Source organism: Bradyrhizobium erythrophlei (assembly GCF_900129425.1).
Classification (GTDB): Bacteria; Pseudomonadota; Alphaproteobacteria; order Rhizobiales; family Xanthobacteraceae; genus Bradyrhizobium; species Bradyrhizobium erythrophlei_C.
Map to the genome: position 1 here is coordinate 1,492,994 of NZ_LT670817.1, position 25,778 is coordinate 1,518,771.

Sequence of the window (25,778 nt, forward strand, 5' to 3'; positions counted from 1 at the left end):
GGGCGCCCGGCCAACGCCGGAACCGAAAATCCATACCGCAACAGTGAAAGCCAGCTATCGGCCAGGCCGCCAAAACGGCAGACCGAGGACGAATCGATCAGCTCTTCAGCATCGATTTGATCTTCTTGTCGAATTCCTCGAACGAGGTTTCGCCCTTGATCATCTCGCCATTGATGAAGAAGGTCGGCGTCGAGTTCACCTTCAGCACCTCGTTGGCATATTTCTGATCGGCGGCGATCTTGTCGAGCAGCGCCTGATCCTTGAGGCAGTCCTCGACCGCCTGCTGGCTGAGGCCGGCCTGCTTGCCGATCCGGGTCAGCGTTTCCGTGGTGTTCTTCATCACCCAATCGTCCTGCTGCCGGAACAGCATGTCGACCACCGCGAAATATTTCGCCGAATCGTCCTTGGCGATGCAGCGCGCCAGCATCGAGCCTGCCGCCGCCTTGATGTCGAGCGGAAATTCCCGGAACACGTAACGGATCTTGCCGGTGTCGATATATTCCGACTTGATTTTCGGGAACACATCCTTGTTGAAGGCGGCGCAATGCGGGCAGGTCATCGACGCGTATTCGGTGATCGTCACCGAAGCGTTGGCGGGACCGAGCGCCATGTCCGGCAGCGACACCGGTTTGGCCACATCGGCGGCGCTTTGCGCCATCGCGTCCGCGATCAAACGCAGCGGCGAGAACCCGATGAGAGCGGCAAGCCCGGTCAGCGACAGGGCGGCGGTGAAGGCGCGGCGGGTGATGATCAACGAAAAAACTCCCGGATTGGCGCATTCACGCCCAAAGGACCTATAGAAGAACTAGCTGGCTAGCTTGAAACGACAATCGTGGCAATGGCAGGCCGCGCCGGCCGGACGTGGCGGCTGGCTCAATTTCGCTTGATCGAGGCGCCGAGCCGCGCCAGCGCCGCCCGCAATTCTTCGTCTTCGACGGAAGACAGGGTTTCCGCGACCTTCGCCACCGCGCTGGCGTCGGGGGTGCGGGACGCCGGAGGCCGATTCCGGCGCGCCAGCGGGGCCTGGCGCAGCGCCAGCCGCCCCACCGCGCTCCAGCCGAAGAAGCGGTTGACGCGCTGCAGGATGACGTCGGAGGCGTGCTGGATTTCCAGCGCCATCGGGCCCTCCACCCGCAGCACCAGCGTGGCCGGTTCCTGCGGCTGTCCCTGCACCGGCCGCGGCCACTGGATCTTCAGGGGCTCGGAATGGGCGGCGACTTCAGAGCCGGCGATGTCGGCCCAGCGCGTCACCAGTTCGCGCGCGGCGAATCCCTGCTTGGCATAAGCGTCGGAAAACACGTCGCTGAGCAGGACGGAAAGCGGCTTGGCGCTGATCGGACCGGGTTTGGCCATGGCGTTCTATAACACTTAGCATGGCGTGGGCGGAACTCCCTCAACCGTCATGGCCGGGCAAAAGCGCGAAGCGCGTCTTCGCGTCAGGTGTCCCGGCCATCCACGTCTTGAATCGCTGAAAAAAGAAAGACGTGGATGCCCGCGACAAGCGCGGGCATGACGTGGAGAGATTGGCGCTCCGCCCCTACAGTGGTTTTATGAATTCTCGTGCAATCGCCAAGGCAAAGCGTCGCGAAGTTTCTGAGGAAACCGCCCGCCCGGCGCTGCTGCTGGCCTGGTACGACCGCCATCGCCGCCGGCTGCCATGGCGGCCGCTGCCGGGCGAACGCGCCGATCCCTATGCCGTCTGGCTGTCGGAAATCATGCTGCAGCAGACCGGCGTCAAAACCGTGGGGCCGTATTTCCTGAAATTCCTGGCGCGCTGGCCCGATGTCGACGCGCTCGGCCGCGCCTCGCTCGACGACGTGCTGCGGATGTGGGCCGGGCTCGGTTATTATTCGCGCGCGCGCAATCTGCACGCCTGCGCGGTGGCGGTGCGGCGCGATCACGGCGGCGCGTTTCCGGAGACCGAGGAGGCTTTGCGCGCGCTGCCGGGGATCGGGCCGTACACGGCTTCCGCAATTGCCGCGATCGCCTTCGGCCGAAGGACCATGCCGGTCGACGGCAATATCGAGCGCGTGGTGTCGCGGCTGTTCGCGGTCGAGGAGCCGCTGCCGCAGGCCAAGCCGCTGATCCAGCAGATGGCGATGACGCTGCTCGGACCGGGCGAAACAAATCCGCGCGCCCGCGACGAGAAGTCTCGCGCCGGGGACGCGGAGTCGCGCGCCGGGGATAGCGCGCAGGCGCTGATGGATTTGGGGTCCTCGATCTGCACGCCGAAGAAGCCGGCCTGCGCGCTGTGTCCGCTCAACGATGATTGCGTGGCGCGCGCGCGGGGCGATCAGGAGACCTTTCCGCGTAAAGCGCCGAAGAAAACCGGGGCGCTGCGCCGGGGGGCGGCATTCGTGGTCACGCGCGGCGATGAGCTGTTGGTCCGCAGCCGCCCGGAAAAAGGCCTGCTCGGCGGCATGACCGAAGTGCCGACCTCGCATTGGCTCGACGTGCAGGACGACAAAGCGGCGCTGCAGCAGGCGCCGGCGCTGAAAGGCATTACGCGCTGGCGTCGCAAGGCAGGCGTGGTCACGCACGTTTTCACGCATTTCCCGCTCGAGCTTGTGATCTACGCCGCCGCCGTTGCTGCGCGAACCCGCGCGCCGGAGGGAATGCGCTGGGTGCCGATCGCGACGCTGAAGGACGAGGCGCTGCCGAATGTCATGCGCAAGGTGATCGCGCATGGGCTCTCCGGGAATGTATAGCCGTCATGCCCCGCACAGGCGGGGCATCCAGTATTCCGCGGCGCCAGCTTGAATCGATAGGTTTCGGAATACTTGATCATCCGCCTGCGCGGATGATGACGATCTCTCAATGCCTCCCGCAAGCTTAACCCGGCATCGTCACGATCGGCGGCTTGGCGTTCAACCCCTCGACCTGAAAACCGGCGACGCGCTTGTAGTTGGCCGCGATGTCTTCCAATTCCTTTTGCGACAGCACGTCGGTGACGACGTCGTAACCGTCAGGCGCGCGCTCCTCGACCAGTTGCATGACCTGCTCCGGCCCGTTGCGGCGGTTGAGCATGACAAGATCGGTCGTCGCAGGCCGGCGTTCCGCCTCGTACGCCACCAGCGCGGCATGGGTCTCGCCGTGCGCCAGGATCTCGCGGGTGAGAACGCGGGCGTCGAGGATCGCCTGCGACGCGCCATTGGAGCCGATCGGATACATCGGATGCGCGGCATCGCCCATCAGCGTGGTCAGCCCGAAGGTCCATTGCGCGACAGGATCGCGGTCGACCAGCGGATATTCGTAGGCGTGCGGGCAGTTGCCGATCAGGCCGGGCACGTCGAGCCAGTCGAATTTCCAGTCCTTGAACCACGGCAGAAATTCTTCGAGTTTCGCGGTGCGGTTATAGTCCTCACGGCGCCATTGGTAGGTCGGCGGCATGTGCCGCTCGGCGACCCAATTGATCCAAAACTTGCCGTTCGCGTCGGCCTGCTTCGAAATCGGATAGCAGACGAATTTCAGGATTTCGTGGCCGGCCATGATCATGGTGCGGCCGGACAGGAATGCATCCGACGCGGTGATGCCGCGCCAGAGGATGCGCCCATTCCAGAGCTGCGGCCCTTCCTGCGGATAAAGCTTGTCGCGGATCGCGGAGTGGATGCCGTCGGCTGCGATGAGAAGCCGGCCGTCATGGCTGCCGGCCGGCTTGCCGGTTGCCTTGTCGATGAAATCGGCGCGCACGCCTTCGGGGGTCTCGGTCCAGCCGGCAAGATGATGGCTGGTGAGGATGTTCTCCGCGCCCAGCCGTTCGGTCGCGGCGTCGAGCAGGATCTGCTGCAGCGTACCGCGATGGATCGAGAACTGCGGCCATTTGTAGCCGGCCTCGATACCGCGCGGCTCGCTCCAGATCGGCTTGCCGTGCTTGGAAAAATACGCGAGTTCCCTGGTGCGCACGCCTGACGCGTCGAGCCGGTCGAGCAGGCCGAGTTCGATCAGTTCACGCACGGCGTGCGGCAGCACGTTGATGCCGACGCCGAGCGGCTTCAGTTCGGACACGCTTTCAAATACTCTGGCGGGAACGCCGATCTGATGCAGGCTAAGCGCCAGCGTCAGCCCGCCGATGCCGCCGCCGGCGATAAGAACGGTCATGTTACGCCCCTCGATGACGGGTATGGTGATGGCATGGGAACACGGCCGCGGGCAACCGCGAAAGCCGATCGTCGCCGGCGTCGCAGGGATGGACGGCGCAAGGGCGCGGCGTTAACCTTCTGGCTCCCAATGAGGATCAGGAAATGTTCAAGCTCTATTATGCCCCGGGTACCTGCGCGCTCGCGTCCCATATCGCCTTGCAGGAGGCCGGTGCTGCCTACACGACCGAGAAGGTTGATTTCAAAACCAACCAGCAGACCAGCCCGGAATATCTCGCGATCAATCCCAAGGGGCGGGTGCCGTCGCTGGTGACGGATCGCGGCATCCTGACCGAGACACCCGCAATGCTCGCTTACATCGCGCAGAGTTTTCCGCAGGCGAAACTGGCGCCGCTCGACGACGCCTTCGCCTTCGCGCAGGTGCAGGCCTTCAACAGCTATCTCTGTTCCACCGTGCATGTGGCGCATGCCCATAAGGGGCGCGGCCATCGCTGGGCGACGGACGAAGCTTCCTTCGCGGATATGAAGCGCAAGGTGCCGCAGAGCGTCGGCGCCAGTTTCGCGCTGATCGAACGCAATATGCTGAAAGGGCCGTGGGTGATGGGAGAGCAGTATACGATCTGCGATCCCTATCTGTTTACGCTGGCGGGCTGGCTGGAGGGCGACAGCGTCGATCTTGCAACCCTGCCGAAGGTGATGGATCACCGCAAGCGCATGTCGGAGCGGCCCGCGGTGCGCGAAGTTTTGGCCAAAGAGCTGATGCCGGCCTGACCCCAGGCGGCGCGTCGCGGTTCGCGCTGCGGTTTGCAGCAGGTTGGGGCACGGCTGAGATCGAGGCGATCGCGGCGCGCCCACGACTGAAACGAAAACGGCGCCCGCGAAGGGCGCCGTTTCACCGTCGCGGGCGGATCAGGCCGCCTTGGTCTTGAGGTGGCCGAACATGATGTGGCGGGCCTCGTCGTCCATCTCGGTCTTGAAGACGAACTTGTCCTTCAGCGCGATCGCGCGCGCTGCGGCGGGCCTTGCCGAGACCTCATCGAGCAGCCGCTTCACGTTGGGATATTTTGTGAAGACGTCATCGCCAAGCACGTAAGGCGCCATCCGTGCCCATCCCCAGAACGCCATGTCCACGATGGTGTAGGTGTCGCCGACCATATTGCGGCTCTTGGCGAGATGGTCGTCGAGAATCTTGTAGTGGCGATGCGCCTCGTATTGATAGCGGTTGTGCGCGTATTCCAGGTCTTTCGGCGCGGCGTGCTTGAAATGCACGGCCTGGCCCGAATAGGGGCCGACGCCGCTGGCGACGAACATCAGCCATGACAGCAGCTGCGCGCGGTTTTTCGGCGTGCTGGGAGGCAGGAATTTGCCGGTCTTCTCGGCGAGGTAAAGCAGGATCGCGTTGCTGTCGAACACGAACACGCCGTCATCGTCGATCGCCGGCACCTTGCCGTTCGGATTGACGGCGAGAAATTCCGGCTTGAACTGGTCGCCCTTGCGGGTATCGACCGGCACCAGCTCGTAGGGCAGGCCGGACTCTTCCAGAAACAGCGCGACCTTGTTGGGGTTCGGCGCGCCGTTGAAATAAAATTTCAGCATTGGGGTCTCCGGGGATTGGACGGCAAAAACAGCAACGCAAAGCGGACGTCGCGGGTGGCAGCGCTTTTTCTTTGCTTCGGTTCCCGGGGAAGCGCAACCGAAGACTTCGTGAGGCAGCACGCGCGGAGGGCTGCGCTGCCGGCGGAATGTCAGGAAAACCCGGCAAAATCGCAAACGATCGGCTTCCACCGGGGTTGGATCGTCTCCTGCTCCGGAAGACCGCACATTCGTGCCGCGGGGTTCACAAAGACGATTGTCACCGAGGACTCGTTCCGCAACGCGCTGCAGTCCCTGATCGACCACACGCTCCTGCCGCCCGCCGCGAAGTAATCCGACGGCTGATACTTGCGGCGGGCAAATCACTTCGGCTTGAGGGCAATGCTGTCGAAGGCCTTGATAATTATGTCGTTGAACGATCTGCCTGCGCCACTGTCTTTGTTCAACCACATTTGGTGTCGATTTTTCGATGATCCCACTCGGCGGAATGAGCCGGGCTCATGATGCGGGTGGTGTCGCGCCCTTCCTGGTACCGGACGAGAGCCGCTCTGTCGCGGCGGCTGATGTCGTCGATGGTGAGATGGAGGCCCGAAAGTAGCAGCGCACTTGGTTGGAAATCGGAGAGTGGTGGAAAGGCCGCTTCTATTCCGATGCTGCCGGCTCACCTGTTCACTCCGAAGCCACGAAACCCACAACACGGAGAAAGCCTATGTCCCAAGCAGAGCAGTTTGAAGTTCTCGTCGTCGGCAGTGGGGCAGGCGGCAAGCTGATCGCATGGCACATGGCTCAGTCGGGACGACGAACTGCCGTCGTGGAGCGGCGGTGGATTGGAGGCTCCTGTCCCAACATCGCCTGCATGCCCAGCAAGAATGAAATTTCGGGCGCCAGGGTTGCGTACTTGACACGTAATGCCGCGCAGTTCGGGACCACCGCCGGCCCGGTGGCGGTCGACATGAGTGCGGTTCGCAAGCGGAAGCGGGAGATGGTTGACCGACAGGTTACGAAGCACCTGCAGCTATACAAGGCAAGCGGTGCGGAACTGATCATGGGAGCTGGGCGTTTCGCGGGGCCGAAAACGCTTGAGGTTACCCTGAATGACGGAGGCACACGCGTGCTTTCGGCGGACACGGTATTCCTCAACCTCGGAACGCACGCGGCCCTTCCGAACGTTTCCGGCCTCGATGCCGCCCGGCCGCTGACGCATATCGAGGCTCTGGAGCTCGACTATTTGCCGTCGCATCTGCTCGTCATCGGCGGCGGCTATTCCGGCCTCGAATTTGCACAGGCTTTCCGTCGCTTTGGCAGCGAGGTGACCGTCATTGAGGCTGGCCCTCAGATTATGGCTCGAGAGGATTTGGACGTTGCACAGGAGGTGCACCGGCTTCTGAGCGACGAGGGAATTGAAATCGTGGCGGGAGCCGAACTGCTCCAGGTACGCGGGCGATCCGGAGAGAAGGTCAGTCTTGTCGTGCGCACCCGTTCCGGCGAACGAACCATAGAGGGCAGCGACATCCTGGTGGCAGCCGGGCGTGTTCCCAACACCGGTGGAATCGGACTTAAGGAGACTGGGATCGAGTTGGACGATCGTGGTTACATTCGCGTCAATGAGCGCCTCGAGACCAGCGCCCCGAATGTCTGGGCCCTGGGGGAATGCGCGGGCAGCCCACAATTCACGCACATATCCGAAGATGATTTTCGCATCGTCCGCGACAATCTCGCCGGAAACGCGCGCAGCACGCGCGATCGAATCGTTCCTTACTGTATGTTTACAGATCCTCCGCTCGCCCGCGTGGGGCTTAGTGAAGGCGAAGCCGAGCGTCGCGGAATCGCGGCACGCGTTGTGAAGCTGCCGATGGATGCCGTGTTGCGTGCGCAGGCCACCGACGAGAGGCAAGGCTTCATGAAGGCGCTGATCGCCGCGAATGACGATCGCATTCTCGGTTTCGTAATGATAGGCGCCGAGGCGGGAGAAGTTCTGGCTGCGGTGCACACGGCCATGTTGGCCGGTCTTTCATATTCGAGGCTTGCCGATGCCCCCTTCGCGCACCCGACGATGGCCGAGGGGCTCAGCTCGCTGTTCTCGCAGGTACCGCGTCGCCAACAGGGTATGTCGAAAACGGCTTAGTTGATGTCCTGGTCTCCATCGCGCTGTGCTTTGGATCGGCGTGGGCGGCGACTCACTGCGGTGTCGGTGGCGCGTGCGATCGCGGCGCAGCCAAATGACGCGATGCGCCGCGAACGAATTCATGCACCGCAGCAAACAGCCGCTCTATTCGATCACCTCGTCAACGCGGGCGAGCAGCGATGGCGGTACCGTGACGCCTAGTGCCTTCGCCGTTTTAAGATTGATCACGAGCTCGTACTTGGTGGGCGTCTGCACCGGGAGATCAGCCGGCTTCTCGCCCTTGAGGATGCGGTCGACATATGGAGCCGCGCGGCGAAACAGATCGACAAGATCAGTCCCATAGGACATCAGCCCACCGCTCGCCGGGAACAACCGATATGCGTAGGCCGCCGGCAAGCGATACCGATCGGCCAGCGCAATGATCTGCTCGCGGTGGGCCAGTATGAAAATATCCGGCATAACAATCAGGCCGCTGTTCGGCTCGCGCGCCAGCGATACCATAGTGGACTCGATCTCGGCGGGGCTGTGAACAGGCGCGGCCAGCATCACCAGCTTCAACTTGGGGGCGGCTACCTCGACCGGCCTCAAGAAATATGACCCTCCGTCAGGGGACGTCGCCGGATTGAACATTAGCGCGATACGGCTCGTCTGGGGCGCGACCTCCTTCAGCAGTTCCATCAATTTGGACCCCATGGAGGCTTCGAGGTTTGTGAAACCCGTAATGTTGCCGCCGGGGCGGGCCAGTCCGTCGACGAAATGGCTTCCGACCGGATCGGAGACTTGTGTGAACACGATCGATATCGTGCTGGTCAGCTGCTTAAGGGCGGCGACAACAGGTGATGTGTGACCGATTATAAGATCGGGCTTCTGCTCGACGAACTCGCGCGCGAAGCTCTGGATCTTATCTGCGTCGCCCGCGCCCCAGCGATAGTCGATCCGGATATTGCGTCCTGGGACCCAGCCCAGGCCTTGCAGCCCCTGAGTAAATGCTGACACGAGCGATCGCTGTGCTGGATCGCTTTCAGCAATTCCCATCAGCACGCAAACGCGACGCATGTCGCCGGACTGTTGCGCGCGCGCAGCGAGCGGCCACGCAGCCGCACTGCCTGAAAGTACAATAAACTCCCTGCGTCGCATGCGCGCCCCCCAAGACCCGAATGCGGCAGTTAACTATCTAAACTCAAGATCTGGAAGGCGTTGGGGCCTTTCGGAATGAAATAGTTGTTGGCTGCCCTCTAACGCAATGGGTCGTTCAAGGTCGGGTCGATACCGCAGCAAGTCCGGCCATGTCCGTTATGGGACGGCGATGTGGGCGGGATAGGAGTCCGCGTGGGCCGACAACAGACATGGCTCAGCTGCGGGAGTTGATGACGGCAACCGCGACGGCGGGCGCGCTTGGTCGCGTGGTCAAGATGGCCGCTCGCGGCTACAGCCCGGGACAGGAAATCCGGACTGCCAAAAGCTGCTGTTCAGGTTTGCGGGAGCGAATGGGCTAACGACCGGACGCCTGCCGAGGCTTCCGGCCGCTGACCGTCGATCCCGTGGATTTCCGCATCGAACTCATGACGACGCCCGGTCGTGACGAAGCTGCGCTTTCCCGATCGGATGATGCCCAGTTGTGCGTGGTGGCAAAGGCAACGACCCGATCGAGTCGATCGTCCGCGACATCCTCGTTCCAGTGCAGGGAGATTACGCGCTTTGCGTCGAAATCGCGAACCGGGACTTTCTTCACGTTGGGCGCATCGAAAATTGCAGGCATCAGCGCGACGCCCATGCCGGCCCCTACCAATGCGAGAGCACGATCGTCCTGATCCGTCCTGTAGACTACCTGACAGCGTATTCCGCGGTCCGCCAAAAGCTTCGTGGTGTTGGCGAAGGTTTCACAATGAGTTCGAACGATGAAGCGCTCTCCGTTGAGGTCGGACAATTGAACGCCTTCGTAAGAAGCAAAGCGATGGTTGAGGCCAACCACCAGTCCATAGTCTTCCCTCAGTAGCTCGACAGAGCGCTGTCCCGGCTCGCTCCCTGCTTTTATGGAGATACATGCCAGCAACTTTCGGGCTGCGAGTTGCGCATGCAGCTGTTCTCGCGTTCCATCGACGAGTTCGATCCGCGTTTCCGGCAGTTCGCCCTGTAAGGTCTCTATGAGCCGCGCGAGATGCACGGATGGCAACGTGCGCAGTACGCCAATTCGGAGCGGCCGGTCGGCGACACTTGCCCGAAGCTCAGCCTTCACCTTGTTGCAAGAACCCAGAACCTCCTGCGCGGTCATCTGAAACCGACGACCCGCCGGGGTGAGGGTGACCGACTTCGGTGATCGGTGGAACAGCTTCACCCCAAGCTCCTCTTCCAGCTTGGCTATCGAAGCGGAGAGCGCGGGCTGCGATACGGCGGCCCTGACGGCTGCCTTCGTGAAACTGCCGGTCTCCGCGACCGCGGCAAAGTGCCGGATCTGGTAGAGTTCCATACTATAAACCGTGTTTATCCAATCTATCAAAACATACGATTTCACATATTGCTTTTCAATAAGCACATGAGTCCAAGACGGCGAAGCGCGCACCGCCAAAGCAAAAGCTGGCCATCAGAGGATTGTTAAACTGAAAGGAGCATCCGATGCCACTCGTCAGAATCGACCTCAACAAGGACGCGTCTGCCGAGCGCGTTCGAATCGTCAGCCAAGCCGTCTACGGCGCGATGATCGAAATTGCGAATGTGCCGGTCAACGACAAGTTCCAGATCGTGACTCGCCACAGCGCGGACGAGATCATCTATCCGGAGGAGGGCTATCTTGGTGTCCAATACTCGCCGGACCTCATCATGATCCAGGTGACCTGGGTCGGCGGCCGCTCGACCGACGTCAAGAAGCAATTCTACCGGCGCATTGCCGACGAAATTCACGCGAAGGCCGGCGTCCGCAAACAGGACGTCTGGATCAACCTGGTGGATGATGGGCGCGAGGACTGGTCGTTCGGCAATGGCGACATGCAGTACGCGCCGAAGTAGATCGCAACGCGTCCATGCCATTCGTAGAAGTAACCACACGGAAGAACTGTCAGACGCGGTACGCGCCGAGCTTCTGGCATTCCTGCTTAAACGTCGGCGTTTGCGCAGACTATCGGACCCGCATTCACAGATAACGAGGCGAGCACGCGTCGGGCGACCGCTCCTGCGACCGCCAAACGCAACAGGAAACAAGGAGGTTCTCATGATCAAGAGTGTCCTTTATGCCGCGATTGGGTTTGCCGCGATCTCCTCGATCGCCCTGGCTGGCGACGATCGGGAAGACCTTTCTTCGGCGACGGCCCTGTTGCCATCAGGCACATTCACCACGTCGGCGCACTCTGACCAATGGAAAATTGCGAACGCGCTGAGTGCGGGCCCCGCCAGCATCACGGACCACGCAACCGTGATTGATTGGCCCGCGAATCCGAAGCATGGAATGTCTCAGGGCAGGGTGCTTCGCGAGGGCACCAATGGTTGGACATGCATGCGCGACGTTCCCGGAAGGCCTCAGCACGACCCGATGTGCGTGGACGAGACTATGATGAAATGGCTCGATGCGACTCTGGCCGGGAAGAAGCCGGACATCGATCGCGTTGGACTGTCATACATGTTGATGGGCGAGGCGAGGCAGGGACAGGGCGCAACTCCGGCAAAGGACCCCAGCCAGGTCAAAGAATGGTTCACTGTCGGCCCGCATGTGATGATGGTGCTTCCTGACTCAGCCAAGGACGCGCTCCGGGGCATCAATCAGGATCTCTCCAATAACCAGCCCTATACATCGCTCCTCAGTTCCGCGGATGTAGCGACGCCGATCTGGGTCATTCCCGTTGCAAAGGGCGGCGACAGGATCAAGGAGGAGCCGGCGAAATAGGGCTTCCTTGCGACGGACTTGGCGCAGCGCTCTGGCTTCCGCGGGGGGCACGGCGACGATCGGCGGCTTGAGGTGGTCGTTGCAGAGAGCATCACTCGAGAGAGACAAGCCGACGTGACTTGCCGTCTTCGAGCGGACAGAACAGTACCGGCCGACTGAACCTCATTGGTATCTGTCGCTCATCGGTGTCAAAGGTGCGTTTGCGCGGAGTCTACCGGGCGAAATCCCGTAACGTCTCCGAAACGCGCGCACGAATGCGCTCTCGGAGTCGTAGCCGACCGCTGCCGCCACCTTCGCCAGGGTTCCAGTTGTCGAGCCGAGGCGATGGTGTGCCAGACCAAGCCGCAACTCGCTCAGGAAGCCGAGCGGCGGAATATCCCCCTCCCTGCGGAAGATCCGAACCAGGGTCGCGCGCGAAACATGCGCTTCCGCCGCAAGCTCATCCAGCGTCCATGGATGCGCGGGAGCTCTCAACATGGCGGTGACGGCTCTGGCCGAAGACGACGATGCGAGCAGCCGCATTATGCCGCTCGATGCCGCCGATTGTTCGAAATGCAGGCGAAGCATCATCACGAAGAGAGCGGTGGCAAGCTCAGTGGCAATCGTCGCTGCGCCCGGACGCGCGGCCTGCAGTTCCTCATCGATCGCCTGCACCAGCATCCGCATCCGGGCGAACAGATCCCCTCTGCCGACCCTGAGCACGATCGCCTTTGGCAACGCGGCAGTGACAAGGCTATCCATGGCCCCATCCAACCGCAGCCGGCCGCAGATCATCTCGGTGTCGCTCGCGCCGCGGGTGTTGGTCTTGATCCTGATCGCGTTGTTGTATTCGGTTCTGATCGGCGCTCCGGGGCTTCCGCCACGGCTCGCCGATCGCACGACGTGGGGGTCGCCCTGCGGGAGCAGGAGGATGCTGCCGGCTTCCAGCTTGAACGTTTCCCCGGAATACCGCTCCAGCAGGCAATTTCCGTTGGTCACGATGTGAAATTGAGCGAAGCCCGCCGGCTCCGCTTCGTGCACGACCTCCCATTGCAAGGCAAATCGGCACACATCCTGAATTTCCGGGCGCGCCCGGAACAGGGGAGCAATCGCACCGAGCGGGTCGAGAGTAACAGGCTCAGTCGCGTCGTCTGGATGTTTGATCCGGCCGGCATAGGTTTTGCGCCGCGAGAGCATCGCCAATTCCCCGTTCGCCCCAATTTCTCAAAGCATCGAATGAATGAGGAGAATGTAATGCGGATGCGCCAACCCAAGCGCGGAGTTCAGACGCGCAACGATCACGAATACGCGATCAAGAAAACATTCATCGGCGGCGCCCTTGCATTGCCGGTCCTGGCTTATCCCGCTCGCGCCTCGGCGCGCAACGCGGAGCGCTGAACACAGTCAATCGACCATTCATTCCGCGTTTCACATCGCATCGAATAGGAGAGCGTTATGCACATGCTGGATTGGAATACATATCGGCGGCAGCTTGTCGCCGGGGTCGGCGGCTTCGGCAAGCTCAACCCCGATATCATCAAGGGCTACACCACCCTGAGCCGGGCCGGCCAGAAGGCCGGTCACCTCGATGAAAAGACCCGCGAACTCGTCGCGCTTGCGGTCGCCATCACCCTGCGCTGCGACGGCTGCATCACGGTACATACCGCGGCGGCCCGGGAACGGGGTGCGACCAGGGAAGAGATAGCCGAAGTGCTGGGTGTTGCGGTCTCCGTCAATGCCGGCGCGGCCGTCGTCTATTCCACCCGCGCGCTCGACGCATTCGACGCCGCCGCCGAAATCAACCCCAACGCCTGAGGAGAACTCATGATCAACTATCTTCGTCTGCCGCTTTCCTGGATCGCTCATTCCGATCGGGTTGGCATCCCGCTGATGCGCGTCGCCATCGCGATCGTCTTCCTGTGGATCGGCGCGCTCAAATTCGCGCCCTATGAAGCCGACAGCATTACGCCCTTCGTCGCCAACAGCCCGTTTATGTCGTTCTTCTACGAGCATCCGGCCGAGTACAAGGCGCACCTCACGCGCGAGGGCGAGTTGAAGCCGGCCGAGCGGGCCTGGCAGACCGCGAATAACACCTACGGCTATTCCGACGGCCTCGGAACCGTGGAGATAACGATCGGCCTGCTGACGCTGCTGGGCGTGTTCTCGCGCCGATGGGGCATTGTGGGCGCGACGCTCTCGTTCCTGACGCCGTTCGTGACGTTGTCTTTCCTGATCACGACGCCAGACGCGTGGGTCGCCGCGCTTGGCGATGCGCAGCACGGCTTCCCTTATCTGTCAGGCGGTGGGCGACTCGTGCTGAAGGATGTCATGCTGCTGGCCGGCGGCCTGCTGATCATGGCCGAAAGCGCCCGCGCCTTCCTTGAGGCGCCGACGCAGGTTGCGCCGATAGGACAACAGATTGAGCCGCTCGGTCATTCAGCCGGACCGGCATCGGTTCTAGTGTTCTACAAAGAGCCCTCTGTGGAGCCACCAGATTATCAGCCGTTCTGAGCTACGAAGGACGATAGACGCAGCTTACGGCCCGGCGGCAAGGCCCATATTGAGTCCTTGGCGCCGCCGAAATCCAAGCTTCGGAAGACCACATCAAAGGAGCCGGTCGCATGACGTCAAGAAACGAAAACGTGACAGAACTATCCGGAGAAGATGCTTTCTCCCGCAGGAAATTCCTGACGGTCGCATCCGCGGGCGTGGCCGGGACTGTCGTTACAGGACGCGCGGTTGCCGACACGCTTGCCGATGTGCCGCCGCGCGAGGTGGGTGCCGATCTCTCGGGGCACGGCGAGCGATCGAAGTTTGTTCACCTCGCCATGCTTCCGGAGGCAGGACCGGGGAAGCGCAACGTCGATCCAAGCGATGCGATCAATTCGAAAGCGCCACTCGGCAAGCTGGTCGGGACTATCACGCCCACCGATCTGCATTACGAACGGAGCCATTCTGGCAATCCCGATCTAGATCCGGCGAAGCACCGCTTGCTGGTCCACGGCATGACGCGCAAGCAACTCGTGTTCACTGTTGATGATCTCATGCGGATGCCCTCGACCACCCGCACGGTCTTCATCGAATGCACCGGTAACGGCTGGGAAAACTGGAAAAAGGCGGACCCCAATGTCACGGTCCAAAACACTCACGGTCTTGTGAGCACCAATGAGTGGACCGGCGTTCCGCTTCGCTTTCTCATCGATCTCGTCGGGAAGGACCGCCGATCCACCTGGATGCTGGCGGAAGGCGCCGACGCAGCCGGCGTTGATCGGAGTATTCCGCTCACCGAGGAGATTACGGACGAGGCCTTCATCGCATACGGCCAGAACGGCGAGCCGTTGCGGCCGGCCCACGGCTTTCCGATCCGTCTCATCATGCCGGGCTTCGAAGGCAATCTGAATATCAAATGGCTGCGTCGGCTGAAATTCGGCGACCAGCCCTGGATGACGCGGTGGGAAACGGACCGCTACACGCAGCTCCTTGCGAACGGCAAGGCCATGCAATTCCAACTCAGGATGGAGACGAATTCCGTCATCACATCGCCATCGGGAATGATGGAGATACGCCCCGGCTATCACCGCATCACGGGTCTAGCCTGGAGCGGCCACGGCAAGATCGCGAAGGTTGAAATCAGCACGGATGAAGGCAGAACCTGGAAGCAGGCCGAATTGAACTATCCCGTGCTGCCGAAAGCGCAGACAAGATTCCAGCTCGATTGGACCTGGGACGGCAAGCCCACAAAGATCGTTAGCCGCTCGACCGACGACAAGGGCAACGTCCAGCCCGACCGCAAATCGTTCATCGCTCAAATGGGCACTAACGCGCTGTTCCACTACAACGCCCAGCAAACCTGGGCAATCGACGCCAGCGGGAGAGTCAGCAATGTTCTCGCCTAAGCAGCTCTTTGCGGGTGCGGTAGCTGCCGCGCTCCTCGTACTTCCGGCTTACGCCTTCGATTTCGGACGTCCCGCGAACCCCGACGAAATCAAGCTGTGGAACCTCGACGTGCGACCCGACGGCACGGGCTTGCCCGATGGCAGTGGCACGGCGGCACACGGTAAGGAGATTTTCGCGGAGAACTGCGCGGCCTGCCATGGCGACAAGGGCCAGGGCGGCATCAAGGATCGCCTGGTCGGCGGTCAGGGCACGCTCACCTCCGATCATCCGATCAGGACGGTCGGAAGCTTCTGGCCCTACGCCACCACGTTATTCGACTACATCCACCGCGCGATGCCCTACCAGGCGCCGGGATCGCTCAGCGTCGACGACTACTACGCGCTAACGGCATACCTCCTGAGCTTGAACGGAATTCTGCCGCCGGACGGCAAGCTCGACAAGGAGACGCTGCCAAAGGTGAAGATGCCCAATCGCGACGGTTTCATTCCCGATCCGGAGTTCAGCAAAGTGCCGGTGCCGAAGTGATCGGAACTGGATTTCTGCAACACGAACCATCATTGCCCGCAAAACGACGATGGGCGCAAAAGGCTGTTGCGGTCCTTGCAGTGCCGGTCCTTGCGTTATCGGTAACGGTTGGAGCGAAAGCCATGGATAGAGACGGACTGATCACAATCCAAAGCCAATACACGCCGAAGGATACCATGCAGCGGCTCGAGACCGCCGTCAGATCGAAAGGCATGACGGTCTTCGCCCATATCGACCATGCGGCCGGGGCCGCCGAGGTTGGCATGGCCTTGCGTCCCACGGACCTCTTGATCTTCGGCAGCCCGAAAGGCGGCACACCTCTGATGCAATCGGCACAGACCATCGGCATCGACCTGCCGTTGAAGGCCCTGGTTTGGGAGGACGCCGAAGGCCATGTCTGGCTGTCCTACAACGATCCCGCCTGGATCGCGCAGCGCCACGCGGGACCGGCCGGCATGCAAGCTGCGGTTCGGACCATGACCGGCGCGCTCAACGCAATCGCTGCCGAGGCTACATCCGCCGCGCCCAAGAAGTAACAGCCCGGCAATTCGAAGAGAGCCAAGTCATGGAGACCATGAGCCCCACCAACAAGATCTGGACCCGCGAAACCGGCGCGGTCGAAAAACGCGATCTTTGGTCGTCCTTGAAGCGCGGGTTTCGCGGCCGTTGCCCGCGCTGCGGCGAAGGCAGGCTGTTCCGTGCTTTTCTGAAGGTCGACAATCGTTGCTCCGTGTGCGGGCTCGATTTCACGCCGCACCGCGCCGACGATCTGCCGGCCTATCTCGTCATCGTCATCGTCGGCCATATCGTGGTTCCGACCGCGCTTCTGATCGAAACGGATTACTCGCCCCCGGTGGGGCTGCAACTTGCGATCTATCTGCCGCTGACGGTGGTCTTGTCGCTGGCATTGCTGCAACCGGTGAAAGGCGCAGTCGTCGGGCTGCAATGGGCGTTGCGCATGCACGGCTTTGACGACAATGCACCTAAGGGGATTCCGCCGGCTTAGGTTCTCAAATGCTTGGTGCGAGCCGCCGTCGATCGCAGGCGGCATCCCACGAAGCGGTCTGCGGCGCGGGGACGGCTCTTGTCCCCCTTTGCGCCAGAAACGGTCATTCCCGGATAGTCCGAGACATCCGGCCTGATCAGGTCTGAGCGTCTGAGGCCGATTGGATGTCATTTCTTACTCGCGATCGCCCGTCATGACGGGCGCGGAGTCTACCGGGCGAAATCCCGTAACGTTTCCGAAACGCGCGCGCGAATGCGCTCTCGGAGTCGTAGCCGACCGCTGCCGCCACCTGCGCCAGGGTTCCAGTTGTCGAGCCGAGGCGATGGCGGGCCAGGTCGAGAGTAACAGGCTCAGTCGCGTCGTCTGGATGTTTGATCCGGCCGGCATAGGTTTTGCGCCGCGAGAGCATCGCCAATTTCCCGTTCGCCCCGATTTCTCAAAGCATCGAATGAATGAAGAGAATGTAATGCGCATGCCTGGCAGTTCAGAAACACAACGATCACGAATACGCGATGAAGAAAACATTCATCAGCGGCGCCCTTGCAGGTCTGGGGTTGTCCCGTTCACGGCTGCACTGCGACGGCTGCATCACGATGCATACCGCGGCGGCCCCGAGGCATTCGACGCCGCCGCCGAAATCAATCCCAACGCTTGAGGAGAACTCATGATCAACTATCTTCGTCTGCCGCTTTCCTGGATCGCTCATTCCGATCGGGTTGGCATCCCGCTGATGCGCGTCGCCATCGCGATCGTCTTCCTGTGGATCGGCGCGCTCAAATTCGCGCCCTATGAAGCCGACAGCATTACGCCCTTCGTCGCCAACAGCCCGTTTATGTCGTTCTTCTACGAGCATCCGGCCGAGTACAAGGCGCACCTCACGCGCGAGGGCGAGTTGAAGCCGGCCGAGCGGGCCTGGCAGACCGCGAATAACACCTACGGCTATTCCGACGGCCTCGGAACCGTGGAGATAACGATCGGCCTGCTGACGCTGCTGGGCGTGTTCTCGCGCCGATGGGGCATTGTGGGCGCGACGCTCTCGTTCCTGACGCCGTTCGTGACGTTGTCTTTCCTGATCACGACGCCAGACGCGTGGGTCGCCGCGCTTGGCGATGCGCAGCACGGCTTCCCTTATCTGTCAGGCGGTGGGCGACTCGTGCTGAAGGATGTCATGCTGCTGGCTGGCGGCCTGCTGATCATGGCCGACAGCGCCCGCGCCTTCCTTGAGGCGCGCCCTTACGCCAGACTTCAGACGATGACGGCCGGCAAGACCTCCATTGTCCCGGCCGAATGAGCGCAGCCGGTTGCCCCCGGAACCTGCGGCATCGGAAACAGTCTGGAACAGTATCTGCCAATAGGCGACATGATCCGCCTGCTTGAAAATGAAAGAGGCCGCCCGACCGGGCGGCCTCTTATGTGGGCCGCCCGCCGCGGTGGCGGGGATGACCGGCGTGAGTTGGGAGCGGCAACAAACAGCGCTGTTCGAAATTTGAATCGGTCGCTCGTAGCCCGGATAAGCGCAGCGCCATCCGGGGGCTGTCTCCTGAGTCCCGGATGGCGCTTCGCTTATCCGGGCTACAAGCTTGAAAACTCAGCCCGCCGCCATGCCGGAGCGGATTTCGGCGCGCAGCTCGTCGATCAGCCGGAGGCCCTTCTTGGTCTCGACGTGCCAGAAGGTCCAGCCGTTGCAGGCGCCGGAGCCCTGCGCCACCGCGCCGATGCGGTGGATCGAGCCGACCTTGTCGCCGAGCATGATGGCGCCGTCAGCGCGCACCAGGGCGCCATGACGCTTCTTGGAATCGACCAGTCTGGCGCCGGGCAAAATCATGCCGCGTTCGATCAGTTCGGAGAACGCCACTCTTGGTGCGTCGCGCGCGGTCATGAACGGCGCCAGGGTTGCTTCCGGCAGCGGCTCGATCGCGGCGATGCGCGCTTCCGCCGCGGCCGCATAAGTCCGGTCGCGCTCGAAGCCGATGTAGCGGCGACCGAGACGTTTTGCCACGGCGCCGGTGGTGCCGGTGCCGTTGAACGGATCAATCACGAGATCGCCGGGCTTCGACGACGACAGCAGCACCCGCGCCAGCAGGCCTTCGGGTTTCTGGGTCGGGTGAACCTTCTTGCCGTCCTCGCCCTTGAGCCGTTCGTCGCCGGTGCACAGCGGGATCAGCCAGTCGGAGCGCGCCTGCACGTCCTCGTTGGCGGCTTTCAGGGCCTCGTAGTTGAAGGTGTAGCCCTTGGCGTTCTCGTCGCGCGCCGCCCAGATCATGGTCTCGTGGGCGTTGGTGAAGCGGCGGCCGCGGAAATTCGGCATCGGATTGGTCTTGCGCCAGACGATATCGTTCAGCACCCAGAAGCCGAGGTCCTGCATGATCGCGCCGACGCGGAAAATGTTGTGGTAGGAGCCGATCACCCACAGCGTCGCCGACGGTTTCATGACGCGGCGGCAGGCCAGGAGCCAGGCGCGGGTGAAATCGTCATAGGCGGCGAAGGATGAAAACTTGTCCCAGTCATTGTTGACGGCATCGACGTGGGATTCGTCGGGACGCTTGAGATCGCCCTTGAGCTGCAGGTTGTACGGCGGATCTGCGAACACCAGATCGACCGAACCTGCCGGCAGTTTCGACATCTCGGCGACACAATCGCCAACGACGACACGGCTGCTCGGATCGGACTCAAATTTAGTGCGGGGCGCCCTTGCAGACGCCCCGCGACGCGACACAACCATGACTCAAATACTCTGACTCAGGCGACGCTGTCGGCGACGCGGGACTAAACAACCGACTGGCGATACATTGACGTGGCAAAGTAAAAATCGACTTAACCGGGCAATTCTTTCACGCTAGGCAATTTTTGCCGGGCGGGTTATTGATTAACGCGATGGAAATTTTACCTCTGTGCCGCGTTGACTGTCAGCGGAGCCGCTTGCGGCTGGATGTAATGAGGAAAGGCCGCCATGCGTTACGATGATTTCCGCCGCAGCGACGACATCGAGGACCGTCGCGACGACAGCGGCGGCGGAATGGGTGGCGGCGGCGGGTTTGGCCTTCCGATGGGCGGCGGCGGGCTCGGCATCGGCACCATCATCGTGCTCGGCCTCATCAGCTACGCCTTCGGCATCGATCCGCGCATCCTGATCGGCGGCGCGGAAGTTCTCAACGGCGGCCGCAGCCAGGCGCCGAGCTATCAAACCGATCGCAGCTCCACCGCCAGGACCGGCGCGCCGACCGACGAGATGGGCAGCATGATCGCGGGCATCCTCGGCGAGATCGACGATCGCTGGAGCGAGATTTTCGAAGCCAGCGGGCAATCCTATACCGGTCCGCGCATCGTGCTGTTTCGCAACGTCACCAATGGCGGCCGCTGCGGCATGGCGCAGTCGGCGATGGGCCCGTTCTATTGCCCGCCGGACAAGAAGATCTTTCTCGACACCGGATTTTTCCGCGAGGTCGAAACCCGGTTTCGCGGTTGTTCCGGCAACGCCTGCAAATTCACCGCGGCTTATATCATCGCCCACGAAGCCGGCCATCACGTGCAGAACCTGCTCGGCATCCTGCCGCGGGTGACGCGGCTGCAGCAGCAGGTCGGCAGCAAGGCGGAATCCAACGCGCTGCAGGTGAAGGTCGAATTGCAGGCCGATTGCCTGTCGGGCGTCTGGGTCAACCGCGAGGAGAAGAAGCGTCCGGGCTTCCTTGAAGCCGGCGACATCGACGCGGCGCTGACGACGGCGTCCGCGATCGGCGACGACACGCTGCAGCGGCAGGCTACCGGCAGGGTGGTGCCGGACTCGTTCACCCACGGCTCCGCCGCGCAACGCAAGCAATGGTTCATGACCGGCTACAAGCAGGGCACGGTGCAGGCCTGCAATACATTCGGCGCGGCGGCGCTGTAGATGCTGCTATGCATTGATCGTCATGGCCGGGCTTGTCCCGGCCATCCACGTCTTTGCTGGCCTCTAGAGATTTTAAGACGTGGATGCCCGGCACGAGGCCGGGCATGACGAGAGGAAATATCGCCATGTCCTCCATCGATGAATCGACAGACTTCGTGCCGCTCAACATCGCGGTGCTGACGATTTCCGACACCCGCTCGCTGGAGGATGACAAATCCGGAACGGTGCTGGCGGAGCGGCTGACCGCGGCCGGTCACGTGCTGGCGGCGCGCGAGATCATCGTCGACGACGTCGACGCGATCCGCATCATCGTCAGGCGGTGGATCGCCGATCCGGGCGTCGATGTCGTCATCACCACCGGCGGTACAGGGTTCACCGGCCGCGACGTGACGCCGGAGGCGATCGAACCGCTGTTCGAAAAGCGGATGGACGGCTTTTCGATCGCGTTCCACATGCTGAGCCACGCCAAGATCGGCACCTCGACGATCCAGAGCCGCGCCACCGCGGGGGTGGCCGGGGCCACGTTCATCTTCTGCCTGCCGGGATCGCCGGGCGCCTGCCGCGACGGCTGGGACGGCATTCTCGCCGCCCAGCTCGATTACCGCACGCGGCCCTGCAACTTCGTCGAGATCATGCCGCGGCTCGACGAGCATCTGCGGCGCCCCAAGGCAAAGGGCGCTTCGGCTTAACCGCGGGATCGGTCCGCGCCGATGCTAGAGCTTTAACTCCCAGGTCTCGCCGATCAGGCTTTGGCCGAAACTGCGGTGCGGCTCGGTCGCGACCAGCGCGAATCCGGCTTGCTGGTAGATCTTGCGGGCGGCGACCAGAATGCTCTGGGTCCACAGCGTGATTTTGCGATAGCCGCCTGCCCGCGCGAAGGCGATGCATTCGGCGACCAGCCGTTGACCCAGTCCCTGTCCGCGCCCGGCGGGATCGACCAGCAACAGGCGCAGCTTGGCGACATCGTCGCTGTGCCTGACCAGGAATACCGAGCCGACCTGGGTACCATCGAGCGCGGCGATCCAGCAGCGTTCCCGCGACGCGTCGAACGAGGCCAGAAACCTGGCCGCGATCTCCGCCACCAGGCCTTCGAAGCTGGAATCGAAGCCGTATTCGCCGGCGTAGAGCGAGCCGTGGCTCTGCACCACCCAACCCATGTCGCCCGGGCGCGGTTCGCGCAGGATCGCGCGCGGAGCCGGCACCTCCGAAGGATCGAGCAGCCGCTCGATCGCGGCCATCGCCGCGACCAGCCGTTCGCGGCCACCGCATGGCAGCGTGGCGAGCATGTCGGCGACCTCGTCGTGCGAACTGCGATCGAGCTTCGCGAACGCCTGACGCCCCTTGGCGGTCAGGCTGAGCCGGTATTGCCGCCGGTCCGTGGCCAGCGGCTTGCGGGTGATCAACCCGTTTTCCTCGAAACTCTGGATGATCCGGCTGAGGTAGCCCGGATCGAGACCGAGTTCGCTCCCGATCTCCTTCGCGGCCGGATCTGCCCGGTGGGCGAGTTCGTACAATACCCGCGCCTCGCTCAGCGAGAACGGGCTTTTCAGCAGTTGCTGGCCGAGAACGCCGAGCTTGCGGGTGTAGAAGCGGTTGAAGGCTCGCACCGCTGAGATCTGGTGGTCGGAACTGGGTTCGGACATGGCACACCTCTGATAGTTGCCATTGTCAAATAATTATTTGACTTTGGCAAGTACCTAGGCAGGCATCACGCGACGATGATCCGGCTGCGCAGCATGGTGCGCGACGAGCGGCCGAGTTGCCGCAGCAGTCTAGCTTCGGAGCGGCGGGCGTCCGGCGCATAACCCCCGAGCCGTTCGTAATGGTCGCGTGCGATCAGCAATCCCTGGTCCGCCGACGGCCCCGCAAGCATCCGCGCGACGAATTTGAAGCCGTCGCGCAGCCGCGTTTCGCGGTAGGGCGAGCGGGCGTAGCGGAAGATGCCGGCGCGGGGACGGCCGCTGTCGGAGACGCCCTGGATGAATTGCGCGGTTTCACCGATCCAGCCGGAGTCCAGCACCGCGCCGGCATGCAGAAACATCAGCCATGGCGAGCGCGCCTGGCGGGCGCCGGCCGCCAGCGCCGCCGCATGCGATCCCTCGAATCGCAAAAACCGGCAGCCCGCGACGTCGGCGACCCGCTCGATCACGCCGGTGCCGGCCCGGTCGACCAGCAGCACTTCGCGCACCACGCCGGCCGCAGCACCGGGCACCAGTGCCGCGAGGGTGGCGACGGCAGGCTGCTCGACGCCTTCGGTAGGAATAATGACGCTCAGCATGGATGGCTCTTCGCCGGCTCAAGGATTAGGGAAAACGCCGCACTGTTATCACCTTGTCACACTCAAATCAGCATTTCGCCTGCAGCTTTTTGCGCCAATGCATCAGCCTGCGCGGCCGCCGACAAAATCATCGCTCCACTCGATATAGTCGATTCATGTTCTTGATTTGTTCTCAGGGCGTGCTATGTACGAACCATGAGCCGAGCATCCTCTCATGCCCTCAAGCACCCGCCGGTCACGGCGCCCTCCGAGCCGGCGGGTGCACCTTCTCCTTTTCCCGAACTGGCGGTCGCCATCGAACGCGAGCGGCGGCGTGGCCGCGGCGCGCAATCCAACGACAGCGGCCGCTTTGAGGCCGAAGCGCGGGTCGCCTTTGACGACGGCTGGCAGAGTCTCGATGAATTGCCGCCGTTCAAGACCACGGTCACCCTCGACACCGCGCGCAAGGTCATCACCCGCAACGATTCTCCCGATATCGGCTTCGACCGTTCGATCAACCCCTACCGGGGCTGCGAGCATGGCTGCGTCTACTGCTTCGCCCGGCCGACCCATGCCTATCTCGGCCTGTCGCCGGGGCTCGACTTCGAATCGAAACTATTTGCAAAACCCGACGCGCCGCAGCTTCTGGAAAAGGAACTGGCGGCGCAGGATTACGAACCGCGCATGATCGCGATCGGCACCAACACCGATCCCTATCAGCCGATCGAGCGCGAGCGGAAGATCATGCGCGGCATTCTCGAAGTGCTGGAGCGCGCCTCGCATCCCGTCGGCATCGTCACCAAATCGGCGCTGGTGGCGCGCGACATCGACATTCTGGCGCGGATGGCCAAGCGCAATCTCGCCAAGGTGGCGATTTCGGTCACCACGCTCGATGCGAAACTGGCGCGCACCATGGAGCCGCGGGCCTCGACGCCGGCGAAACGACTGGAGGCGCTGCGGCAGCTGTCGGAAGCGGGAATTCCGACCACCGTCATGGTGGCGCCGGTGATCCCCGCGCTGAACGATTCGGAGATCGAGCGCATTCTCGATGCCGCCGCGCATGCCGGCGTCAAGGAAGCGAGCTATGTGCTGCTGCGGTTGCCGCTGGAGGTGCGCGACCTGTTCCGGGAATGGCTGATGGCGAATTATCCCGACCGCTACCGCCACATCTTTACGCTGATCCGCGACATGCGCGGCGGGCGCGACTACGATTCGCAGTGGGGAACCCGGATGAAGGGCACCGGGCCGATGGCCTGGATGATCGGACGCCGGTTCGAGATCGCCTGCGAAAAACTCGGACTCAACAAGAGACGTTCGAAATTGACGACCGATCATTTCGCCCGGCCGAAACGCAGCGGGCAGCAACTCAGTTTGTTTTAGAAATCTGCGCGCCGTGGCGATGGTTGATGGGCAGCCGCCACAATAAAGACTGTCATCGCCCGGCCTTGACCGGGCGATCCAGTACGCCGCGGCCGACCGGCTAACCTCAAACGTCTCCGGAATACTGGGTCGCCCGGTCAAGCCGCGCGATGACACCAGTGTTTTTGTCAACTGCGCTCATTCGCCGAGCTGCTTGGGACGACGCGGGACGACGGGTCTGAATAACGGGCATCACTGAGAGTTCCCGGTTGCGCGGCGGCAAGAGCTTGCGCACGATCCGCGGCATGATTCGAGACAAATCCGACAAACAGCCCGCCAAGCTCCCCAAGGGCGTGATCGCGGTCGCGCCGCCGAGCTTTCGCCGCGAACGTGCGCTGATCAAGCGCGGCGTCTGGCCGGTGGCCGGCTGCGACGAGGCCGGACGCGGGCCGCTGGCGGGCCCGGTGGTGGCCGCGGCGGTGGTGCTCGATCCCAGGCGGATCCCTAGGGGTATAGACGATTCCAAGCGGCTGACGCCGGAGCGCCGCGAGGAGCTGTTCGAGGAAATCTGCGCGACGGCCTCGTTTGCGGTCGCCTTTGCGTCGCCGGCGCGGATCGATCGCGACAATATTCTGCGCGCCTCGCTGTGGGCACTGGCGCGCGCGGTGCACGCGCTCCCGGAACCGCCCAGGCATGTGTTCGTCGATGGCCGCGACCGGCTCGATACGCCTTGCGACTGCGAAGCCGTGATCGGCGGCGACGGACTGGTCATCTCGATCGCGGCGGCGTCGATCATCGCCAAGGTCTCGCGCGACCGGCTGATGTGCAAGCTGGCGCAGGATTGCCCGGGCTATGGTTTCGAATCCCACAAGGGCTACGGCGTGCCGGAGCATCTCGAGGCGCTGCATCGGCTCGGACCCACCGTGCATCACCGCCGGTTTTTTGCACCTGTTGTAGCGGCGCGGGAAAGACATCAGGCGATCGCGGTCGAAGGTGAAATCGTCGCAACCGAGACACAATTTTCTCTTGAGATCGGTGCCGCGGGCTGACGTAGTTGCTTCAATCGGCTTCGGGCTCTATTACCTCACCATCGACCAGTGCGAAGCGTTGGTCCTCCTGGCGAGAAGCGCGGCTTGTGCGTCTCGAACCGCGAGGGCCTCATCCTTCGAGACGCGACCAG

The 25,778-nt window shown here is 62.7% G+C and carries 30 protein-coding genes; 19 read left to right on the forward strand and 11 right to left on the reverse strand.

Annotated features, from left to right (window positions below; translation table 11 throughout):
* Positions 1 to 97 precede the first annotated feature (97 nt).
* Positions 98 to 754: a DsbA family protein gene (locus tag B5527_RS07065; protein WP_079600654.1), complete on the reverse strand. Its 657-nt coding sequence runs from the start codon at positions 752 to 754 to the stop codon at positions 98 to 100.
* Positions 755 to 873: 119 nt separating this feature from the next.
* Positions 874 to 1,353: a DUF721 domain-containing protein gene (locus tag B5527_RS07070; protein ID WP_079600655.1), complete on the reverse strand. Its 480-nt coding sequence runs from the start codon at positions 1,351 to 1,353 to the stop codon at positions 874 to 876.
* Positions 1,354 to 1,550: 197 nt separating this feature from the next.
* On the opposite strand from B5527_RS07070, the gene B5527_RS07075 reads away from it, so the two are divergent.
* Entirely contained in the window at positions 1,551 to 2,708 is a 1,158-nt protein-coding gene (locus B5527_RS07075; protein WP_079600656.1) for an A/G-specific adenine glycosylase, read from the forward strand.
* 124 nt (positions 2,709 to 2,832) lie between these two features.
* Here the strand turns inward: B5527_RS07075 and B5527_RS07080 are convergent, their stop codons facing one another.
* Complete coding sequence (locus tag B5527_RS07080; protein WP_079600657.1) at positions 2,833 to 4,098, reverse strand: flavin-dependent oxidoreductase; 1,266 nt, start codon at positions 4,096 to 4,098, stop codon at positions 2,833 to 2,835.
* A 143-nt stretch (positions 4,099 to 4,241) separates the two neighbouring features.
* On the opposite strand from B5527_RS07080, the gene B5527_RS07085 reads away from it, so the two are divergent.
* Positions 4,242 to 4,868 (forward strand): glutathione S-transferase family protein, encoded by a 627-nt coding sequence (locus tag B5527_RS07085; protein ID WP_079600658.1) that lies wholly within the window; start codon positions 4,242 to 4,244, stop codon positions 4,866 to 4,868.
* Between the two features lie 138 nt (positions 4,869 to 5,006).
* On the opposite strand, the gene B5527_RS07090 is transcribed toward B5527_RS07085, so the two are convergent.
* Entirely contained in the window at positions 5,007 to 5,693 is a 687-nt protein-coding gene (locus B5527_RS07090) for a glutathione S-transferase family protein (RefSeq protein WP_079600659.1), read from the reverse strand.
* A 15-nt stretch (positions 5,694 to 5,708) separates the two neighbouring features.
* On the opposite strand from B5527_RS07090, the gene B5527_RS07095 reads away from it, so the two are divergent.
* The gene (locus B5527_RS07095; protein ID WP_079600660.1) at positions 5,709 to 6,023 is read left to right on the forward strand and encodes a hypothetical protein; all 315 of its coding nucleotides are present in this window, start codon (positions 5,709 to 5,711) and stop codon (positions 6,021 to 6,023) included.
* A gap of 376 nt (positions 6,024 to 6,399) precedes the next feature.
* A complete protein-coding gene (locus B5527_RS07100; protein ID WP_079600661.1) occupies positions 6,400 to 7,815 on the forward strand; it encodes a dihydrolipoyl dehydrogenase family protein in 1,416 nt (471 codons plus the stop codon).
* Positions 7,816 to 7,959: 144 nt separating this feature from the next.
* Here the strand turns inward: B5527_RS07100 and B5527_RS07105 are convergent, their stop codons facing one another.
* Together B5527_RS07105 and B5527_RS07110 are read right to left on the reverse strand one after the other, a co-directional pair.
* Positions 7,960 to 8,850, reverse strand: coding sequence for an ABC transporter substrate-binding protein (locus B5527_RS07105; RefSeq protein WP_245332703.1), 891 nt, complete (start codon positions 8,848 to 8,850; stop codon positions 7,960 to 7,962).
* 457 nt (positions 8,851 to 9,307) lie between these two features.
* Positions 9,308 to 10,348 (reverse strand): LysR family transcriptional regulator, encoded by a 1,041-nt coding sequence (locus tag B5527_RS07110; protein ID WP_154072064.1) that lies wholly within the window; start codon positions 10,346 to 10,348, stop codon positions 9,308 to 9,310.
* 80 nt (positions 10,349 to 10,428) lie between these two features.
* Between B5527_RS07110 and B5527_RS07115 the strand changes: the two genes are divergently transcribed.
* Positions 10,429 to 10,818 (forward strand): tautomerase family protein, encoded by a 390-nt coding sequence (locus tag B5527_RS07115; RefSeq protein WP_079600664.1) that lies wholly within the window; start codon positions 10,429 to 10,431, stop codon positions 10,816 to 10,818.
* A 202-nt stretch (positions 10,819 to 11,020) separates the two neighbouring features.
* Complete coding sequence (locus B5527_RS07120; protein WP_079600665.1) at positions 11,021 to 11,689, forward strand: hypothetical protein; 669 nt, start codon at positions 11,021 to 11,023, stop codon at positions 11,687 to 11,689.
* Positions 11,690 to 11,851: 162 nt separating this feature from the next.
* Here the strand turns inward: B5527_RS07120 and B5527_RS07125 are convergent, their stop codons facing one another.
* Complete coding sequence (locus B5527_RS07125; protein WP_245332704.1) at positions 11,852 to 12,739, reverse strand: AraC family transcriptional regulator; 888 nt, start codon at positions 12,737 to 12,739, stop codon at positions 11,852 to 11,854.
* Here B5527_RS07125 and B5527_RS46135 point away from each other — a divergent pair.
* The 7 genes from B5527_RS46135 (at position 12,677) to B5527_RS07155 (ending at position 17,096) form a co-directional block, all read left to right on the forward strand.
* On the forward strand, positions 12,677 to 13,066 hold the full coding sequence (locus tag B5527_RS46135) for a hypothetical protein (RefSeq protein WP_245332818.1): 390 nt from the start codon (positions 12,677 to 12,679) through the stop codon (positions 13,064 to 13,066). The genes B5527_RS07125 and B5527_RS46135 overlap by 63 nt on opposite strands.
* 57 nt (positions 13,067 to 13,123) lie before the next feature.
* Positions 13,124 to 13,483, forward strand: coding sequence for a carboxymuconolactone decarboxylase family protein (locus B5527_RS07130; protein ID WP_197689277.1), 360 nt, complete (start codon positions 13,124 to 13,126; stop codon positions 13,481 to 13,483).
* 9 nt (positions 13,484 to 13,492) lie between these two features.
* Positions 13,493 to 14,179, forward strand: a complete 687-nt coding sequence (gene rclC, locus B5527_RS07135; protein ID WP_079600667.1) for a reactive chlorine resistance membrane protein RclC — start codon at positions 13,493 to 13,495, stop codon at positions 14,177 to 14,179.
* Between the two features lie 110 nt (positions 14,180 to 14,289).
* Entirely contained in the window at positions 14,290 to 15,564 is a 1,275-nt protein-coding gene (soxC, locus tag B5527_RS07140) for a sulfite dehydrogenase (RefSeq protein WP_079600668.1), read from the forward strand.
* Positions 15,551 to 16,090, forward strand: coding sequence for a c-type cytochrome (locus B5527_RS07145; RefSeq protein ID WP_079600669.1), 540 nt, complete (start codon positions 15,551 to 15,553; stop codon positions 16,088 to 16,090). Before soxC ends, B5527_RS07145 begins: the two co-directional genes overlap by 14 nt.
* A gap of 122 nt (positions 16,091 to 16,212) precedes the next feature.
* Complete coding sequence (locus B5527_RS07150) at positions 16,213 to 16,626, forward strand: DUF302 domain-containing protein (protein WP_079600670.1); 414 nt, start codon at positions 16,213 to 16,215, stop codon at positions 16,624 to 16,626.
* Positions 16,627 to 16,655: 29 nt separating this feature from the next.
* On the forward strand, positions 16,656 to 17,096 hold the full coding sequence (locus tag B5527_RS07155) for a DUF983 domain-containing protein (RefSeq protein WP_079600671.1): 441 nt from the start codon (positions 16,656 to 16,658) through the stop codon (positions 17,094 to 17,096).
* A gap of 136 nt (positions 17,097 to 17,232) precedes the next feature.
* On the opposite strand, the gene B5527_RS47545 is transcribed toward B5527_RS07155, so the two are convergent.
* On the reverse strand, positions 17,233 to 17,505 hold the full coding sequence (locus B5527_RS47545) for a helix-turn-helix domain-containing protein (RefSeq protein WP_079600672.1): 273 nt from the start codon (positions 17,503 to 17,505) through the stop codon (positions 17,233 to 17,235).
* Here B5527_RS47545 and B5527_RS45235 point away from each other — a divergent pair.
* Complete coding sequence (locus tag B5527_RS45235; protein WP_172842420.1) at positions 17,419 to 17,751, forward strand: hypothetical protein; 333 nt, start codon at positions 17,419 to 17,421, stop codon at positions 17,749 to 17,751. The two genes, B5527_RS47545 and B5527_RS45235, sit on opposite strands and share 87 nt — an antisense overlap.
* 9 nt (positions 17,752 to 17,760) lie before the next feature.
* Complete coding sequence (gene rclC / locus B5527_RS07165) at positions 17,761 to 18,387, forward strand: reactive chlorine resistance membrane protein RclC (protein ID WP_079600673.1); 627 nt, start codon at positions 17,761 to 17,763, stop codon at positions 18,385 to 18,387.
* 297 nt (positions 18,388 to 18,684) lie between these two features.
* On the opposite strand, the gene B5527_RS07170 is transcribed toward rclC (B5527_RS07165), so the two are convergent.
* A complete protein-coding gene (locus B5527_RS07170; RefSeq protein WP_079600674.1) occupies positions 18,685 to 19,818 on the reverse strand; it encodes a site-specific DNA-methyltransferase in 1,134 nt (377 codons plus the stop codon).
* 228 nt (positions 19,819 to 20,046) lie between these two features.
* On the opposite strand from B5527_RS07170, the gene ypfJ reads away from it, so the two are divergent.
* The gene (ypfJ, locus tag B5527_RS07175) at positions 20,047 to 20,982 is read left to right on the forward strand and encodes a KPN_02809 family neutral zinc metallopeptidase (protein WP_079600675.1); all 936 of its coding nucleotides are present in this window, start codon (positions 20,047 to 20,049) and stop codon (positions 20,980 to 20,982) included.
* 125 nt (positions 20,983 to 21,107) lie between these two features.
* Complete coding sequence (moaB, locus tag B5527_RS07185; protein WP_079600677.1) at positions 21,108 to 21,671, forward strand: molybdenum cofactor biosynthesis protein B; 564 nt, start codon at positions 21,108 to 21,110, stop codon at positions 21,669 to 21,671.
* Positions 21,672 to 21,695: 24 nt separating this feature from the next.
* Here the strand turns inward: moaB and B5527_RS07190 are convergent, their stop codons facing one another.
* Both B5527_RS07190 and B5527_RS07195 read right to left on the reverse strand, forming a co-directional pair.
* Complete coding sequence (locus tag B5527_RS07190) at positions 21,696 to 22,625, reverse strand: bifunctional helix-turn-helix transcriptional regulator/GNAT family N-acetyltransferase (protein ID WP_079600678.1); 930 nt, start codon at positions 22,623 to 22,625, stop codon at positions 21,696 to 21,698.
* Between the two features lie 65 nt (positions 22,626 to 22,690).
* The gene (locus tag B5527_RS07195; protein WP_079600679.1) at positions 22,691 to 23,260 is read right to left on the reverse strand and encodes a glycosyltransferase; all 570 of its coding nucleotides are present in this window, start codon (positions 23,258 to 23,260) and stop codon (positions 22,691 to 22,693) included.
* A 195-nt stretch (positions 23,261 to 23,455) separates the two neighbouring features.
* On the opposite strand from B5527_RS07195, the gene B5527_RS07200 reads away from it, so the two are divergent.
* On the forward strand, positions 23,456 to 24,619 hold the full coding sequence (locus tag B5527_RS07200; protein ID WP_079600680.1) for a PA0069 family radical SAM protein: 1,164 nt from the start codon (positions 23,456 to 23,458) through the stop codon (positions 24,617 to 24,619).
* Positions 24,620 to 24,903: 284 nt separating this feature from the next.
* Complete coding sequence (locus B5527_RS07205) at positions 24,904 to 25,647, forward strand: ribonuclease HII (RefSeq protein WP_079607130.1); 744 nt, start codon at positions 24,904 to 24,906, stop codon at positions 25,645 to 25,647.
* Positions 25,648 to 25,778 lie beyond the last annotated feature (131 nt).